At 59.0% G+C, this 17,344-nt stretch carries 14 protein-coding genes; 8 read left to right on the forward strand and 6 right to left on the reverse strand.

Annotated features, from left to right (window positions below; translation table 11 throughout):
• Window positions 1-2 precede the first annotated feature (2 nt).
• Window positions 3-3,104: an efflux RND transporter permease subunit gene (locus DT23_RS09475; protein ID WP_038130727.1), complete on the forward strand. Its 3,102-nt coding sequence runs from the start codon at window positions 3-5 to the stop codon at window positions 3,102-3,104.
• 109 nt (window positions 3,105-3,213) lie between these two features.
• The gene (locus tag DT23_RS18570) at window positions 3,214-6,198 is read left to right on the forward strand and encodes a methyl-accepting chemotaxis protein (protein ID WP_051697182.1); all 2,985 of its coding nucleotides are present in this window, start codon (window positions 3,214-3,216) and stop codon (window positions 6,196-6,198) included.
• Window positions 6,199-6,256: 58 nt separating this feature from the next.
• On the opposite strand, the gene parE is transcribed toward DT23_RS18570, so the two are convergent.
• From parE to DT23_RS09495, 3 genes are all read right to left on the reverse strand, one after another.
• Window positions 6,257-8,212 (reverse strand): DNA topoisomerase IV subunit B, encoded by a 1,956-nt coding sequence (parE, locus tag DT23_RS09485; protein ID WP_038130729.1) that lies wholly within the window; start codon window positions 8,210-8,212, stop codon window positions 6,257-6,259.
• A 117-nt stretch (window positions 8,213-8,329) separates the two neighbouring features.
• Entirely contained in the window at window positions 8,330-8,665 is a 336-nt protein-coding gene (locus tag DT23_RS09490) for a hypothetical protein (RefSeq protein ID WP_156023911.1), read from the reverse strand.
• Window positions 8,666-8,885: 220 nt separating this feature from the next.
• Window positions 8,886-9,545, reverse strand: coding sequence for a glutathione S-transferase family protein (locus tag DT23_RS09495; RefSeq protein ID WP_038130732.1), 660 nt, complete (start codon window positions 9,543-9,545; stop codon window positions 8,886-8,888).
• 140 nt (window positions 9,546-9,685) lie between these two features.
• Here DT23_RS09495 and ppk2 point away from each other — a divergent pair, with 140 nt between their 5' ends.
• From ppk2 to DT23_RS09520, 5 genes are all read left to right on the forward strand, one after another.
• Window positions 9,686-10,732 carry a polyphosphate kinase 2 gene (ppk2, locus tag DT23_RS09500; protein WP_081847059.1) on the forward strand — a complete coding sequence of 349 codons (1,047 nt, stop codon included), beginning with the start codon at window positions 9,686-9,688 and terminating at the stop codon, window positions 10,730-10,732.
• A 67-nt stretch (window positions 10,733-10,799) separates the two neighbouring features.
• Window positions 10,800-11,402 carry an SAM-dependent methyltransferase gene (locus tag DT23_RS09505; protein WP_038130733.1) on the forward strand — a complete coding sequence of 201 codons (603 nt, stop codon included), beginning with the start codon at window positions 10,800-10,802 and terminating at the stop codon, window positions 11,400-11,402.
• Window positions 11,403-11,643: 241 nt separating this feature from the next.
• A complete protein-coding gene (locus tag DT23_RS19490; RefSeq protein WP_038130735.1) occupies window positions 11,644-12,090 on the forward strand; it encodes a c-type cytochrome in 447 nt (148 codons plus the stop codon).
• A 15-nt stretch (window positions 12,091-12,105) separates the two neighbouring features.
• Window positions 12,106-12,699 (forward strand): cytochrome b/b6 domain-containing protein, encoded by a 594-nt coding sequence (locus tag DT23_RS09515; RefSeq protein WP_038130736.1) that lies wholly within the window; start codon window positions 12,106-12,108, stop codon window positions 12,697-12,699.
• Window positions 12,700-12,742: 43 nt separating this feature from the next.
• Window positions 12,743-14,140 (forward strand): MATE family efflux transporter, encoded by a 1,398-nt coding sequence (locus tag DT23_RS09520; protein WP_240473582.1) that lies wholly within the window; start codon window positions 12,743-12,745, stop codon window positions 14,138-14,140.
• Here the strand turns inward: DT23_RS09520 and DT23_RS09525 are convergent.
• From DT23_RS09525 to DT23_RS09535, 3 genes are all read right to left on the reverse strand, one after another.
• On the reverse strand, window positions 14,133-15,344 hold the full coding sequence (locus DT23_RS09525; RefSeq protein WP_038130739.1) for a UbiH/UbiF family hydroxylase: 1,212 nt from the start codon (window positions 15,342-15,344) through the stop codon (window positions 14,133-14,135). The genes DT23_RS09520 and DT23_RS09525 overlap by 8 nt on opposite strands.
• 250 nt (window positions 15,345-15,594) lie before the next feature.
• On the reverse strand, window positions 15,595-15,828 hold the full coding sequence (locus DT23_RS09530; RefSeq protein ID WP_038130740.1) for a hypothetical protein: 234 nt from the start codon (window positions 15,826-15,828) through the stop codon (window positions 15,595-15,597).
• Window positions 15,829-15,941: 113 nt separating this feature from the next.
• The gene (locus DT23_RS09535; protein ID WP_038130742.1) at window positions 15,942-16,592 is read right to left on the reverse strand and encodes a pyrimidine 5'-nucleotidase; all 651 of its coding nucleotides are present in this window, start codon (window positions 16,590-16,592) and stop codon (window positions 15,942-15,944) included.
• A 95-nt stretch (window positions 16,593-16,687) separates the two neighbouring features.
• On the opposite strand from DT23_RS09535, the gene DT23_RS09540 reads away from it, so the two are divergent.
• The gene (locus DT23_RS09540) at window positions 16,688-17,341 is read left to right on the forward strand and encodes a GntR family transcriptional regulator (protein WP_038130743.1); all 654 of its coding nucleotides are present in this window, start codon (window positions 16,688-16,690) and stop codon (window positions 17,339-17,341) included.
• Window positions 17,342-17,344 lie beyond the last annotated feature (3 nt).

A 17,344-nucleotide genomic window follows, 5' to 3' on the forward strand; every position in this document is an offset into this window, starting at 1 on the left:
ATATGATCCGCTTTTTCATTCACCGCCCCGTCTTTGCCATCGTTCTGGCCTTGGTCACCATTCTGGCGGGTGGCTATAGCGTCACCCAACTGGCCGTCTCGCAATATCCCGAGGTTGCGCCCACCACGATTCGTATTTCGGCCAGCTATTCCGGCGCGACGGCCGAGGCGGTCGAAAACTCGGTCACCACGCCGATTGAGGACGCGCTGACCGGTCTTGATGGCATGCTTTATATGGAGAGCAGCTCGAACCAAGGGTCGGCGCGCGTGACCCTGACCTTTGACGGCTCGATTGACCCGATTGACGCCGAGAACGAGGTGCAAACCAAGATCAGCAAGATCGAAAGCCAACTGCCTGACGCCGTGCAATCCGCCGGATTGAACGTGTCGCGCTCCTCCTCTGATATCTTGATGGTCGGCGCGCTGGTGTCGAGTGATGGCAAATATTCGACCGTCGAGCTGGGCAACATTCTGGATACCGAGGTCAAAGGCGCGGTCGAGCGCACGAGCGGTGTCGGCGGGCTGAATGTCTTTGGCTCGGGCTATGCGCTGCGCGTCTGGCTGGACCCTTACAAACTTGAGCAATATCAGCTCACGCCGAACGATGTGACCGCGGCCGTGAAGGCGCAAAACACGACGGTTTCGGTTGGCAGCCTTGGCGACACGCCCACCACAGTGGGTCAGCAATTCACCGCCACGATCACCGCGCAAAGCCAACTCACGTCGACCGAGCAATTCGAGAAAATCCTGCTCAAGACCGAAAACGACGGCTCGGCGGTGTATCTTGGCGATGTGGCGCGCATTGAGATCGGGCAAGAAGATTACGGCAAGAACTCGCGCTTTGACGGGCTGAACGCATCGGGTTTCGGCGTAAACCTCGCCAATGGCGCGAATGCGGTGGACACGGCGGCGGCCGTGCGCGCGACGCTGGCGCGTCTGGCCCCGTCGCTGCCCGAAGGCGTGAGTTTTCACATCGCCTATGACACCTCGCCTTTCGTGCAGCAATCCATCGAGAAAGTGTATCACACTCTAGGCGAGGCGATTGTTCTGGTGCTGCTGGTGATCCTTGTCTTCTTGCAGAAATGGCGGGCCACGCTGATCCCGGTGGTGGCCGTTCCGGTCGTGTTGATGGGCACGTTCGCGGTGCTGCTGGTCGCGGGCTATTCGATTAATACGCTGACGATGTTCGCGATGGTGCTGGCCATCGGCTTGCTGGTGGATGACGCCATCGTCGTCGTGGAAAACGTCGAGCGCGTGATGGAAGAAGACGGCCTGTCCGCGATGGCCGCCACCGAGAAAAGCATGTCGCAAATTACCGGCGCGCTGGTGGGTGTGGCGCTAGTGCTCTCGGCGGTGTTTTTGCCAATGGCGTTCTTTCCCGGCTCGACGGGCGTTATTTACCGCCAGTTCTCGGTCACGATCATCACGGCGATGGTGCTGTCGGCGGTCGTCGCGCTGCTTTTGTCGCCCGCATTGGCCGCGAAACTGCTGCGTCCCGCGACAAAGCCCCCAATCGCGCCAGCGCGCGCGTTCAACACCGGATTTGCCAAGGTGCAATCGGGCTATGTGGGCGCAGTCAGGCGGATTGTGCGCAAGCCGTTTCTGATGGCGCTTGTCCTTGTTTTGCTGCTGGCCGGGGCGTGGGGTGTGTCGACGCGGCTGCCCTCGTCCTTCCTGCCCAAAGAAGATCAGGGCGTGCTGATGGTGATGGTCAGCCTCTCGGAAGGGTCGACCAACGCGCAAACCTCGGATGTCGTTGACAAGATTACCAACTATCTTCTGACGCAGGAGAAAAGCGATGTTTCCTCTGTCTTTGCCACGCTCGGGTTTTCGTTTCGCGGGTCGGGCCAGAACACAGCGATGGTGTTTGCCAAGCTGAAGGATTTCAGCGAACGCACAGGCAAAGACCAAAGCGCCGAGGCGATCGCCGCGCGTGCCAATAAACACTTCGCCGGGCTTCGTGCAGGCGAGGTGTTTTTCCTGCAACCGCCTTCAATCCGGGGTTTGGGCAACACCTCGGGCTTTCAGATGTATCTTGTCGATCAGGCTGGCGCGGGCGTCACAGCCCTGCGCCAAGCGGCAGATCAACTGGTTGGCGAGGCGAAAACGGATGACCGCCTGACCAACGTTCGGGTGAACGGTGATGAAGATAAAGCCGCCTTGCAGATGAATATCGACCAGCAAAAGGCCGAGAGTCTCGGACTGAGTTTGAGAGATTTGAACGCAATGCTTTCGGTGATTTTCGCGGGTAAAGACGTTAATGACTTCAATCTTAACGGCAATTTGCGCCCGGTCATCGTGCAGGCGGATGCGCCCTACCGGATGCAGCCCGGCGACATTGACAACTGGTATGCGCGTAATTCGAGCGGCGAAATGGTGCCGTTCTCGGCCTTTGTAACGACGCAATGGGTGTCTGTGGCGCCGAAACTTTCGCGCTATAACGCCACCGACGCGCTGAAAATTTCGGGTCAGTCCTCGGCTAGTTCCAGCTCGGGGATGGCGATGGATGCGATGCAGGAATTGGTGAACAAACTGCCCGGCGGTTATGGGCTGGCTTGGACGGGTCTCAGCTATCAGGAACGCCAATCCGGCAATCAGGCCCCCTATCTTTACGCGCTGTCTGTGCTGGTCGTGTTCCTCTGTCTCGCCGCTCTTTATGAAAGCTGGTCGATCCCGCTTTCGGTGATGCTGGCCGTGCCCGTGGGTGTGCTCGGCGCGCTGGCGGCGGCTTGGGTGACAGGTCAGGCCAATGACGTCTACTTTAAGGTCGGGATCCTGACGACCATCGGGCTGGCCGCAAAAAACGCCATTCTGATCGTCGAATTTGCCCGCAATCTTGAGGCCCAAGGGCGCGATTTGATCGACGCCACGCTTGAGGCCGCGCGGCTGCGTTTGCGACCGATCCTGATGACTTCGTTGGCGTTTATGCTGGGGGTCTTGCCCCTGGCGATTGCCTCCGGGGCAGGGGCTGCGGCACAACGCGCGATCGGGATCGGCGTGATGGGCGGCATGGCTGCGGCCACCTTTATCGGCGTGTTCATGGTGCCCGCTTTTTATGTGCTGGTGCGCAAGCTAACGCCAAAAAGTAAACCGCAGGTGAAGTAGGAAATCCGTCACGAAAAGTCAGGTTTCGGGGGGATTTGAACCGAGTATTAATTATTCGCGCGTAGGGCTGAGGCAACCTGTCTTGTCCTTACGTGCGAGGATCGCTCCTGTGACGAACCCGATTAACAATATCCGGATCACTCTGAAACTGCCGGTGATCATTCTGCTGCTGACCATCGGTGCGATTGCGGCCACGGCTTTTGCGGCCTATCGCAGTTCGTCGACGACGCTACTCGAAGAAACTCACTCACGCCTTTCCGCGATCGCGCATGCGCGCGCCGAGGCGGTCGAGACGCTTCTGAAAGGGGTGGGAAATGATCTGCGCGCGCAGTCGTCAAGCCCGCTCATTGTTGAGGCGATCAACGGGTTTTCTGCCGGATTCAAGGAATATGACACGCCGCAGCGCGATCTGCAGAAACTGTATATTGATGAAAACCCTAACGCGGCAGGCGAAAAAGATAAGCTTGCGCGCGCCGGGGATGGCTCCGCCTACGATCAGTTGCACGCGCGATTGCATCGCGGCCTCGACTCAATTCGGAACGACAAAGGTTACGATGATATATTCCTCATTAATGCCGAGGGAGATGTTGTTTACACGGTGTCTAAAGAGGCGGATTACGCGACCAATCTACTGACGGGAGCGTATAAAGACTCCGGTTTGGCCACGGCGTTTCGCGCTGTGCTGGCGGCGAAAGATACGCAAACCGTTTATGATGATTTTGCATCCTATAAGCCGAGTGGTGACGCACCCGCAGCATTCATGGCGCGTGCGGTATTTGACGACGCGGGAAAACTGGTTGGGGTTCTGGCCTATCAGATGCCGATTGGTGCGTTTGATGCGGCGGTGAACGGGTTTTCCAATCTGGGCGCAAGCGGGGACGCTTATCTGGCAGGTCGCGATGGGCTGATGCATACCGACAGCATCCGGTCAAAGGCCCAAGATCCGCTTTCCACCAAGGTCGATAATCCCGCTGTGAAAGCCGCTCTTGCAGGCAAGACCGGGTTCGTTGAAATGACAGATCGCTTCGGTAATCTCACGCTCGCGCATTACCAGCCGATTGATATTCACGGCACGCGCTCGGCTTTGATTGTTAAGGAAGATATGGCCGAAGTGTTTGCCCCGGTGCGCGCGATGCGAAACCAGTTCTTCCTGGTTGGCGCCGCAATCTCGGCAGTTGCCGCGCTCATCGCGTTGGCCATGTCACGTTCAATCGCTGTGCCGCTGTCGCGCGTCGGCGGCGCGATGTGCGAAATCTCGGACAAACGCTATGACGTCGCGCTCCCCTCCAGTGCGCGCGGGGACGAGATTGGCCAGATTTCCAAAACGCTCGAGACCTTTCGCGACAAGATGAAAGAGGCCGATGCGCTGGCGCGCGAAACCGCGTTCAAAAGCGCCGCCTTCTCGGACAATTCGACCGCTCTTATGATGGTCGATGACGCGTTCAATATTCTCTATGTGAACCGGGCGCTGAGCGATCTTGTGCAGGAACGTGCCGTTGATTTTGATACCGTTTTGAACGGCCTAGGCGTCAAGGATTTTATTGGCATCAACATGGATCGGTTTCATGTCTTGCCGGAAAAAGCCCGCGCGCGGCTATCCAATCCGGCGAACCTTCCGTTCCAAACGCATGTGCGCATGGGAACCAGCTATTTCTCGCTGGCTGTGACGGCAGCAAAAGATGAACATGATCAACCTTTCGGCTTTGTAGTCGAGTGGAAAAACCAAACCCGAACGCTGCGCGAGGCGTCGATCTTCAAGGCGCTCGACACGGGGCTCATCCGCTTAGAAATCTCGCCCGATGCGAAAGTGGCCTTCGTGAACAACGTGACTTGCAAACTGGCTGGAATGGAGCTGCGCCATTTCCTGGGGCGCGATATCGAAGAGGTGGTGCAATATGAGCCACCCCATGGCCAACCCTATCGCAGCTTTGTCGATTTGATCGCCTCTGGTGAAACTGTGACTGGCTTGTTTCACATCCAGCATGACGAGGGCACTTTATTGTCTGATGCCAGTCTGAGCCCAATGATTGATCCGTTTGGTAAACTCTCTGGACTTGTTCTCATCGGCAATGACGTGACCGAAACGCGCGCCGCTTTGGACAAGGCGACAATAGACCGGGCGCGCGCGAGTCGTGAGCAATCAATTGTCGTCGAAGAGCTTCGTCGCGCGCTTGGCCATCTCTCGGAAGGGGATTTGACGACACGGATCGAGATGCAATTTGGTGAAAGCTATGAAGAGTTGCGCTCTGACTTCAACGCTGCGTCGGGCAAGCTGAACGCTGCGGTGGGTGACATTATCACCAACGCCATTTCGATCCGTGGCGACACGCAAGAGATCAGCACAGCTGCAGGCTCACTTGCCAAACGCACGGAAACGCAAGCAGCCACGCTTGAACAGACCGCTGCAGCGCTTGATCAACTCACGGCCTCTGTACAGTCGGCGGCAGAAGGGGCCAGACAGGCGAGCGCGATGGTTGTCGAGGCACAAAGTGACGCCCGTTCTAGCGAAGGTGTTGTGCGCGAAGCCGTTAATGCAATGGATGAAATTGCCGACAGTTCGCAACAAATCTCGCGCATTTCCGGCGTGATCGACGAGATTGCGTTCCAGACCAATCTTCTGGCTCTTAATGCCGGGGTGGAGGCTGCCCGCGCGGGAGAAGCAGGGCGCGGCTTTGCTGTCGTCGCCTCGGAAGTGCGCGCATTGGCGCAGAGATCATCGGATGCCGCGCGCGAAATCAATGACTTGATCGACCGCTCAAGCGCGCAGATCGGTCAAGGCGTTGGCCTTGTCAGCAAAGCAGGTGAGGTGCTCCATTCCATCATGGACGCGGTGAATAGCATTTCCGGCAAGGTTCAGGAAATGGCGCAGGGCACGACAGAACAAAGCCAAGGCCTGCGCGAGATCAATACTGCCGCAAACCAACTTGATCAGGTAACGCAGCAAAACGCGGCGATGTTTGAGGAGACCTCGGCCGCGAGTGCCAAGCTGCTTGAATCGACGACGGAACTGACGGAGACCGTCGGTCAGTTCACAACCGAAACCCCTGTGCTACACGCGCCTGCAGAATTGCAACCGCAAGCGCGGGCGAGCTAGCGAGGCTAAGAAACGGGTATGAGGGGCGCGCATTTTCGTGGGCTTGGCAGAGGTGCCCTCAAACGTCCAACTCCTCCACGAACTGCGCGTTTTCGGAAATATACTGGAATCGCAGTTCGGGCTTTTTGCCCATCAGGCGCTCGACCAGATCGTCGGTTTCGCCGGGCATATCGTCGTGGATCGTCACACGGATCAGTTTGCGAGTTTCGGGGTTCATTGTTGTGTCTTTCAGGTCTTTGGCGTCCATCTCGCCCAAGCCCTTGAAACGCTGCACATCAATTTTTCCTTTTCCGCCCAGACCCTTCGTTAACATCTCTTCTTTCTCGGCGTCGTCCGAGACATAAATCCGTTTTGCTCCTTGGGTCAGCCGGTAAAGCGGTGGGCAAGCCAGATAGAGGTGCCCCTGATCAATCATCGGGCGCATTTGCGTAAAGAAGAAGGTCATCAAAAGCGAGGCGATATGAGCGCCGTCGACATCCGCATCGGTCATGATGATGATCTTATCGTAGCGCAGATCATCGACATTGAACCGGGTGCCCAGACCCACGCCCAAAGCCTGCGTGAGATCACTGATTTCTTGGTTCGTGCCAAGCTTGGAACTCGCCGCGCCCAACACGTTCAGGATCTTGCCGCGCAGCGGTAGCAGCGCCTGATTTTTGCGATCGCGTGCCATCTTGGCCGAGCCACCCGCCGAGTCGCCTTCGACGATGAACAGCTCGGTATTGGAGCGGTTGGTGGCCGAGCAATCGACCAGCTTACCGGGCAGACGCAGTTTTTTGGTGGCGGTCTTGCGTTGCGTTTCCTTTTCCTGACGCCGCCGCAGGCGTTCCTCCGAGCGCAGCACAAGGAAATCAAGAATCGCGCCCGCCGATTTCGTGTCCGAGGCCAGCCAGTTGTCGAAATGGTCGCGCACCGCGCCCTCGACAAGGCGGTGGGCCTCAACGGTGGCAAGCCGGTCTTTGGTTTGGCCGACAAATTCTGGCTCGCGGATGAAACAACTCACCAGCGCACAGCCCCCCGTGATCAGGTCGTCGCGCGTGATCTGCGAGGATTTTTTGTTGTTCACCAACTCGCCATAGGCACGAATCCCTTTGAGAATCGCGGCCCAGAATCCGGCCTCATGGGTGCCGCCCTCGGGTGTGGGGACGGTGTTACAGTAGGATTGGATGAAACCATCGCGCGACGGCGTCCAATTGATCGCCCATTCGACCTGCCCCGGAACGCCGAATTTTTCCTGAAACTTCACCTTTCCGGCGAAGGGACGGTCGGCATAAGTGCTGGCGCTGCCGAGCGTCTCGGTCAGGTAGTCTGACAAGCCGCCGGGAAAATGGAAAACGGCCTCGGTGGGGGTCTCGCCATCGTCGATCTCGGTCTTCCAGCGAATCTCGACGCCCGAGAACAAATACGCCTTGGAGCGCACCATTTTCATCAGCCGCGCGGGCTTGAAGCGGTGATGGCCAAAGATCTGCTCATCGGCATGGAAGGTCACGGTGGTGCCGCGCCGATTGGGGGCGGCGCCGATCTTTTGCACCGGGCCTTCGGGGATGCCGCGCGAAAAGCGTTGCTCGTAAAGTTCTTTGTTTTTAGCGACTTGCACGATCATGGAATCAGACAAAGCGTTCACAACCGAGGCACCAACGCCATGCAAACCGCCCGAGGTTTCATAGGCATCGCCCGAGAATTTCCCGCCCGCATGCAGCGTGCACAAGATCACCTCAAGCGCGGATTTGCCGGGGAATTTCGGGTGCGGATCAATCGGGATGCCGCGGCCATTATCGCGCACCACGACGGAATAATCGGCCAGCAGTTCGACCTCAATGCGAGTCGCATGGCCTGCGACGGCTTCATCCATCGAGTTATCAAGCACCTCGGCCACAAGATGGTGCAAAGCGCGTTCGTCCGTGCCCCCGATATACATGCCCGGACGCTTGCGCACGGGCTCCAGCCCCTCAAGCACCTCAATTGAGGACGCGTCGTAGCTATCGGTTTTGGGCGTCAAAAGATCGTCGGCCATGCTCGCATCCTCTTGTGGTTTGTTAGACCACAGATACAGCAGGTAGGGGCGGGGGGGCAAGAACGCCCCTCCGCCCCCGTTATCACCGCGGGCCCCACCCCTACGGATCAACGACGATCAGAGAATGCTCGACATTAGCAACATCGCCCCCACAGCCATGGCTATCCCGAGCGGCTCTAGCACGGCACGTTTTCCACCGAACAAAAGCACACCAATCGTCACAAGCGCCAACAATGTGAAAAGCGGTGCAGAACCCGCATTTTGCGCCAAGGAGACATGACGTAACGCAAGAACCCAAGCTGTCGCCGCAGCGACAAAGCACATGGCGCCAAGGAAGATCGTTGGCCCATGCAGGGTTACGCGCCTGCCAGACACTGGTTTAAGGAAGCGCTCGCTTGCAATGACCCCACTCACCGCAAGCAAACAAATCCCATATGCCACAAGGCCCGACATCCCCGAACTCCACATCTTTTTCACCCCCTCACATTGACGTAGGGGAAGCGTGTTTACCAAGAAGAATTCGGGTCGATAGAGGAATTCCAGACTGAGTGTGCAGGAAAACCTGACCAAAAGGTTAGGCGCGGGCTGAGCAATTGCCCGCGTGGCGAGCAATGCCTGTTGTGGGCGGGGGATGCGCCCGCGAATCGCCTGATTTCTGCGATGCGATTCGCGCCTAGACGGGCTCGGCTTGAAACTTGCTCCACATCGCGCGGAACCCGGCGCGTCCGTGACACAGCTTTAACCATTGAGCGAGACGCGGGTAAGGCGACAGGAAATCTGCGTGATCGGTGCCATAGCGCAAAATTTCGGCGGTGTTGATGTCAGCGACGGTAAAGCGCCCGCCGACCATATGGCTGTGATCTTCGAGATGGGCCTCTAGCGCCGCAAGCGGGCGGACAAGCTTGGCGGTCAAACGCGCGATTTCGCTCCGCCCTTCCTCGGTGTCTTGTTCCTTGCGCCGATAGACAAAGCTCAGCGCAAGTGAATCCGCCTCGATCCAAGTGGCGGAAAACAGGGCCCATTGCTCCATCAGGGCGAGTTCACGTTCATTGGCAGGGGCCAAGGGACCACCAACCTTGCGCGCCAGATGCAGATTGATCGCTAGCGATTCCGACAAGATCAGCCCCTCATCTTCGAGCACCGGGATCGCGCCCATCGGCGAGAGGCGACGGAACTCGGGCGAGCGGGTGTTGAGCGGTGCATCGGGCGCGAGCGGATCCTTAAAGCGATTGGCCTGCACCACACGCGTCAGCTTGAAGGGCAGCTTGGTTTCCTCAAGCAGCCAAAGCGTGCGACTCGCGCGGGAATGATAGTTTCCGTAGACTGTGAGCATCCGATCCTCCACTTTTGAGTGATATGGCGGATTTTCGGAGCCGTTGCATAGCCCCAAGTGCGACATTCTTGATGCGTATCAAAGCAGATCACGGGGCTTTGTTCTAACCTTGCTGACGATTTCAAACAGGAGAGACGCGCATGAAGGATGAAACCGTGACCGACAAGAAAACCGCCGACACTCAAGCCACAGCAGAGTCAAAAGCGGTTGCGGCAAGCGCCGTTGCAAAGCCAGCCGATCCGGTTGATCCCAATCCCGCAATCGTGGCGGATGGCCAGACCGAGAAAGGGCCGAAGAGCTTTCCGCGCGTTGACCCCAACGCCGTTCGATTGGCGTTTGAAAGTGGCAAATACCCCTATCGAACTAGGTTGAAGCGCGCCCAATACGAGCGTGAGAAAGCGCAGATTCAGGCTGAATTACTGAAGGTCCAGAAATGGGCGCTTGAGACGGGTCAGAAATTTGTGATCCTGTTTGAAGGGCGGGATGCGGCGGGTAAGGGCGGCACGATCAAGCGCTTTAACGAGCATCTCAACCCGCGCTTTGCCCGTGTCGTGGCGCTCAATAAGCCGACCGAAGAAGAGCGTGGCCAATGGTATTTCCAGCGATATATCGACCATTTGCCCACGGCTGGCGAGATGACGTTTTACGATCGCAGTTGGTATAACCGCGCCGGTGTCGAGCGGGTGATGGGGTTCTGTACGCCCAGCGAATATCTGGAATTCATGCGCCAGACCCCGGAATTGGAACGGATGCTCGTGCGCTCGGGGATTCGGTTGTATAAATACTGGTTCTCTGTGACGCAGAACGAACAGCGCGCGCGGTTCAAATCGCGTGAAACCGATCCGCTCAAGCGCTGGAAACTATCGCCGATCGACCTTGCCTCGCTGGACAAATGGGATGACTACACCGAGGCAAAAGAGGCGATGTTCTTTTATACCGACACCGCCGATGCGCCTTGGACCATCGTGAAATCGAACGACAAGAAACGTGCGCGGCTCAATTGCATGCGTCATTTCCTGTCCACGCTGGACTATCCCGATAAAGACTATGAGATCGCGTCAGGCCCCGATCCGTTGATCGTTGGTAATGCCAGCCACGTGGTGCACTCGGCCGATCACATTTTGGGGGCGTCCATGCATCCCGATCAGCGCAAGACCTCACGCAAGGCACCCGCTACGCCGAAGTGACTTGCGTGCTCGGCTTGCCACACTGCAATCGCGCTCCATCTCATCAGGCCAGACCAAGGAGGTCACGATGAGTTGGAACGCGCGGTTCGCAGGTGAGGACTATCTTTACGGCAAGGCTCCTGCAACGTTTGTGGCAGAGCAGGCGTGGCGTATTGCGCCGGGTTCCAGAATGCTTTCGATTGCCGAGGGAGAGGGGCGCAACGCGGCATTCCTGGCCGGGCAGGGCGTGGTGATGACCGCGCTTGAGGCCGCGCCGAATGCCCGTACGAAGGCGCGCAGGCTGGCGCAAGAGCGCGGCGTGACGCTTGATTTCATCGACGCGGATTTGCGTGGCTTTGATTGGCCCGAGGCGGAATATGATGCGGTTCTGGCCTGCTACATCCAATTTGCGGATCCCGCGTTTCGCGCCGAGATTTTTGACGGTCTCGCCCGGGCGCTAAAACCCGGCGGGCTGGTGTTGATCCACGGCTTTGCACGCCGCCAGCCGCGCTATGGCACTGGCGGGCCGGGCATGGTTGAGCAACTCTATGATCTGGATTTGCTCAACGGCGCGTTTCCGCGTTGGGACGTGCTGCATCAAGCCGATTATGACGGCGATCTGGACGAGGGCGCGGGGCATTCCGGTCGTGCGGCCCTGGTCGATTTCGTGGCACGAAAACCAGTGCGATAGTGCGATTAACTCATATTTGAGCGCGCGTGAACTCGTTGATACGTCGCTATATGTAGTTTCCGTCGCACGGATGATGAGATTTCTGTCACTCGGCGGAAAATCGCGTGAAATCAAATGCTTTGCGCCAGCGTCAGCACGCCGCATGTGCTTTCGCGCACAAATAAAGTGTCTTGGGAGTTTCACGCGTTCGTGTAACATGCGAAGCGGGAACTATCTGATTTTTATAATTTGGGAGACTATCATGCGTAAAACCCTCCTCGCTCTTTGCTTCGCTCTGCCCGCCGGTATGGTCGCAGCACAATCGCCTGAAGATGCGGTTAAAGCTCGCCAAGGCTATTTCGAAATGCTCGGTGCCCAGATGGCCGTGCTGGCACCGATGGCGCAGGGCAAAATGGAATTTGATGCAGCCAAGGCTAAAGTCGCCGCTGATAACATCGCCGCCCTCGCCAAGGTTGATGTCTCGCCGCTCTTCATGCCGGGTACGTCGACGGATGATTTGGGCGACAAGACCCGCGCGCTTCCCGCGATCTGGGAAAAGAGCGATGATTTCACGGCCAAAGCCACCGGGCTGCACGAAGCAGCCGCTGCAATGCCCGCAGCCGCAGGTAGCCTTGAGACACTTCAGCCCGCTGTTGGAAAACTGGGCGGCGCCTGCAAGGCTTGCCACGACGATTTCCGCGCGAAGTAAGTAAGGCGTATCAAGATGCGTGACACCACCTCCCCCAAAACCCGAACCGTCAAGGTTTGGGACCCGGTCGTTCGCTCTTTCCACTGGCTTCTGGTGCTGGCGTTTGCTGGCGCTTGGGGGCTGGGGAAATGGGGGCCGAACCAGATGACATGGCATTTCTATTTTGGCTATTTCATCGCGGGGCTGGTGGGGGTGCGTCTGATCTGGGGCTTTGTGGGCACGCGTAACGCGCGTTTTTCAAGCTTTCTGTTCGGACCGGGCAAGACGTTGGCGTATCTGCGCCATCTGCCCTCGCGCGAACCGTCAAACTGGATCGGCCACAACCCTATGGGGGGGTGGTCGGTCTTTATTATCCTTGGACTGCTGATCGCGCAGATCGCGACCGGGCTGATGTCTGATCCCAAGGATTACATCAATGTCGGTCCCTTGGCGCAATATGTGCCCGATAGCATCAGTGATCTGTCGGTGAAGCTGCATAATATCATCTCGACCTTGCTGCTAATCGTGGTGGGCGTGCATATCTCTGCGATCCTGTTTTACAAGCGGTGGAAGGGTGAGAACCTCGTTACCCCGATGATCACCGGCAAGAAGGTGGTCGAGGGAGACTAACCCAACTCTTGACCGAGCCTGCGCGCGCGTCTAGCGAACTTGGATGAGCGCGCAAATCCCGACCTCAACCTCTCCGATGCCGATCACGCGCCACCTGCGCGCGATCCTTACGCTTGGCTTGCCGCTGGTCGGGTCCAACCTTGCTCAGATGATGCTCAACGTCACCGATACGGTGATGGTGGGTTGGTACGGGATTGAGGCATTGGCGGCGCTGGTGCTCGGCTCGTCGTTCTTTTTCTCGCTGTTTATGCTGGGCAATGGCATCGCTTTGGCGGTGATGGGCCGGGTCTCGGCGAGCCTTGGCGCGGATGATGAGGTGCAGGCGCGCCGTGACACGCGGATGGGGATCTGGCTGTCGATCCTGTATGGTATCGCGGTGTTGCCGGTGACGTGGTATTCTGGCGCGATCCTGCAATTGCTGGGCCAAGAGCCCCAGATCGCGAGCCTCGCGCAGGACTATCTGCGCATCCTCGGCTTTGCCCTGGCCCCTGCGCTGGCGATGATGGTGCTGCGCTCTTACCTCTCTGCGCAAGAGCGCACGCAGGTTCTGCTATGGATCACGCTGGCGGGTATCGGGGTCAATATCGGGCTGAACTGGCTGTTTATTTTCGGCAATTGGGGCTTTCCCGAACTGGGCGTGCGGGGGGCGGCGATTGCCTCGCTTACCGTCGCTTGTCTTAGTCTGGTCGCACAGGCGATCTACGCCGCGCGCGCCCCTGGCCTGACCCATATCGAGCTGTTCGCCCGCTTCTGGCGCCCCGATTGGGAGGCGTTCTGGCTGGTGCTGAAAATGGGCGTGCCGGTCGGGCTGACCTCGGTTGCGGAGGGCTCGATGTTTCAGGCCTCGGCGCTGATGATGGGCTGGATTGGCACGGTCGAGCTGGCCGCCCATGGCATCGCGCTGCAAATCACCTCGATAGCGTTCATGGTGCATGTCGGGCTGTCCAATGCGGCGACGGTGCGCGCAGGGCGGGCGCATGGCGCGCGCAATCCACGGCTGTTGCGCGACGGGGCGCTGGCGGTCATCGGCCTGTCGCTGGCCTACGGGCTGGCGACGGTGGCGCTGTTTGTGACATTGGGCGGGCCGCTGACCGCGCTGTTTCTGGATCGCGCCAATCCTGCAAGTGCGCAGATCATCGCGAGCGGCGTCAGCTTTCTGATGGTTGGGGCGGTGTTTCAGCTTTTTGATCTGATGCAGGTGATGGCGTTGGGCCTGTTGCGGGGCGTGCAGGATACGCGTGTGCCGATGTGGATGGCGGTGCTGAGCTATTGGCTGGTCGGTATTCCGGCAAGCTACGCTTTGGCCTTTCCGCTGGGATTTGGCGGGGTCGGACTGTGGTTCGGGCTGGTGCTGGGTCTGGCCTGTGCGGGTGCGCTGATGATGCGGCGGTTCTGGCGCGGGCCGTGGCTGCGTCAAACTCCGAGCCGCACAGCTATTTGACGCCCAATCCCGCACGCATCAACGACTTGCGTACCGGCCCCAGCGAATAAAGCGCGCCCAAAACCCCCGCGCGCAGATCGCGCAACGGGCGGGCCTGCACCATCGAGGCGCGGTTAAGAAAATCAATCCCGATCTCGCGCGCCTTAACCTCGGGCCAGCGGCGGCGATGATAGGCATCCAGCATCGCGGGTTCGCCCAGATGCGCGGGATCGCGGTCACACAGCTCAAGCAGATAGGACAGATCGGCAAGGCTCATGTTCAATCCCTGCGCGCCGATGGGCGGGATGACATGGGCCGCCTCGGCGATCAGGGCCACGCGCTGGGCACTAAAGCGGCGCGCGATCTGCGTCATCATCGGCCAGATCGAGCGGCGCGTCTCCAGCTTGAGCGGCCCAAGAATACCGGTCGAGCGTTCCAGCATAGCGGCCTCAAATTCCGCGACGGGCAGGGCGGCCAGACGTTCGGCCTCGGCCCCGCGCTCCATCCAGACGATGGCGGATGAGGGCACGCCGTTACGATCGGGCAGCGGCACCAGCGTGAACGGCCCGCCCGAGCGGTGGATCTCGGTCGAGACATTGCCATGCGGGATCGGGTGGGTGACCGCAAAGGCCAGCGCCTTTTGTCCGTAATGCGTTGTTTTGACGGAAATACCTGCCGCCTCGCGGATAAACGAGTTACGACCGTCGGCAGCAATCACCAGCCGCGCACGGACATGGCTGCCATCGCTCAGCGTCACCTCGGCTCCGCTTTCACGCGTTATCAGCCCGGTCGTTGCGACGCCGGGGCGGAAATCAACCTGAGGGATTTCCGCGAGCCGCGCCACCATTTCGCGGCGCAGCAACCAGTTGGGAAAGTTCCAGCCAAACGGATCGTCCGACAGATCGGCAGCATCGAAATCGCGCGACAGCCGCGCCTCGGATTTCTCGCCACCCGCGTCGATGATGCGCATGATTTGCAATGGCGCAGCATGGGGCGTCAGCCGCGCCCAAAGCCCCGCCGCCTCAAGCAATTTGCGCGAGGGGTGCAGCAGTGCCGTCGTGCGCATATCCGCCCCGTCATCGCCCTCCGAGGTGACGGGCGGAGTGGGATCGACGCAGATTGTCGTGAAACCCGCCGCGCCAAACGCCGCCGCTGCCGTTAGGCCCGCGACTCCGCCGCCGGAAATCAGGATGTCGGTCTGTTGGATGTGGCTTGATTGTGACATGGAAAACCCCCGTCTGATACACGCCCAATTTGCGCCGATCGGGCCGCGTTCGCAATCACTGAAAGTCGGGGTCCCGTGCAGCCTAGCTAAACGAGATTCCCACAAGCACGACGAAAACCACAAAGGCCATCGCGGTCATCCAAACGGTCGTGGCGTCGCGCATAACTGCGCACGGCCCCGAACCTTTTGTTCTGGCCGCGCTTAAAAACACAAAAGTCAGCTTTACGCGACCGACCCTAAGTCGGGCAGATCAACCGCCAGCGGTCATCAAAACCAGCAAGGCCAGCATGATCCAGGTCGCACCAACACCCCAAAGGATCAAGCCACCAAGGCCCATCGTGGCAATCAGACCAACAGCGAGAGCAACGGTCACGAATGCGATCAGATAGGCGATGCGCGGGTTCACGTGCGCAGTGTCATGCGCATGATCCTGAGTGTCGACGACGGGGGGCGTAACGCCGTGCTCGGCGGTCGTGGTGGTCATTGTCGAATCTCCCTTCGCTATCTCCCTGATAGTCCGTTAGGGCTTAACGGGAGGTGGATTTATTTTATATAGCGCAACGCGCGCCATAATGTCGCAGTTTCGTGATCGCGGCGTTACTTTTGTGTCAGATGCGTCAGGAATGTCGCCAAATCATCGGTGTAAAATTCGATGTAATCATCGGGCTCGGCGGTCGGCGCGACATGTACGGTGCGCATTCCCAACGCATGGGGGTGGCGCAGATTGCGTGGATCATCTTCGAACATCGCGCCTGTCGCGGGCGTGATCCCTGCTTTCGCAAACACCGTGTCAAAGGCCTGTGGCACGGGTTTAGGGTGAAACTCGGCATGTTCTACGCCATAAACCCCGTCAAACAGCCCCGACAGACCGCGCGCAGCCAGAACCCGTTCGGCGTAGGGGGCCGAACCGTTGGTGAACACGATGCGACGACCGGGAAGGGCGGCAATCCCTGCGCGCAGGGCCGGATCGGGTAGCAGATGATCCAGCGAGATCTCATGCACCTCGGTCAGATAGGGGCCGGGATCAACGTCATGTTCATGCATCAGCCCCGCCAGTGTCGTGCCGTATAGCTGCCAGTAATGCCCGCGCAGATGATCGGCATGGGCGCGATCAACCCCCAGCGCCTGCATCACGAAATCGGTCATCTTCACTTCGATCTGGTCAAACAGCCGCGCCGAGGGCGGATACAGCGTGTTATCAAGATCAAAGACCCAGTCGGTGACGTGCGAAAAATCATGTGTGCTCATGGCGCGAAACGTAAGGCGAGAGGCGCGCAGGTGCAATCTGCTTGTCTTCGGCGCGCGCACGGGCCTAATCTTGCGCAAGTTACAAGGCAGGACAGATGCAAAAAGACGCCTATACGCTGATACTCGAAGCAATCGACGAGGGGATTTATCGCCCCGGAAACCGTTTGGTGGAATCCGAATTGGCGGATCGGTTCGGCGTGTCACGCACCCCGGTGCGCGAGGCGCTGCAGCGCCTTGAAACGCAGCAGATGTTGGCGCGCGACGGGCGTTCGCTGATCGTGGCCTCGCTTGATCACAACCAGCTCGCCGAGCTTTACGTGGTACGTGCCGAGCTAGAGGCGCTGGCGGCACGGCTGGCGGCCAAACATGCGGCCCCCGAAGAGGTGCGCGTGTTGCAAAACATGATTGATGAGGATCGCGGCCAGCTTAACAGCCCCGAGGCACTGAGCCGTGCCAACCGGCGCTTTCACCACCAGATCCATCTGGCCTCGCATAACCGCTATCTCGTGCAGCAGCTTGATCTGGTGCATCGCTCGATGGCGTTGTTGGCGACCACATCGCTGGGTGTAAAGGGTCGGGGCAAGGCCGCGCTGGACGAACATCAGGCGATTATTGATGCGATCCGCGAGGGCGATGAAGAGGCTGCGGCTGCCGCGCTGCGCGCCCATATCTCGCGGGCCTTTGAAACGCGCCTCAAGCTGGATGCGGCGGGCCATGGCACCGCAGGCCATTGGGCCGAGGCGCTTTAGTCG

This window comes from Thioclava indica (assembly GCF_000714545.1).
Taxonomy (GTDB): domain Bacteria; phylum Pseudomonadota; class Alphaproteobacteria; order Rhodobacterales; family Rhodobacteraceae; genus Thioclava; species Thioclava indica.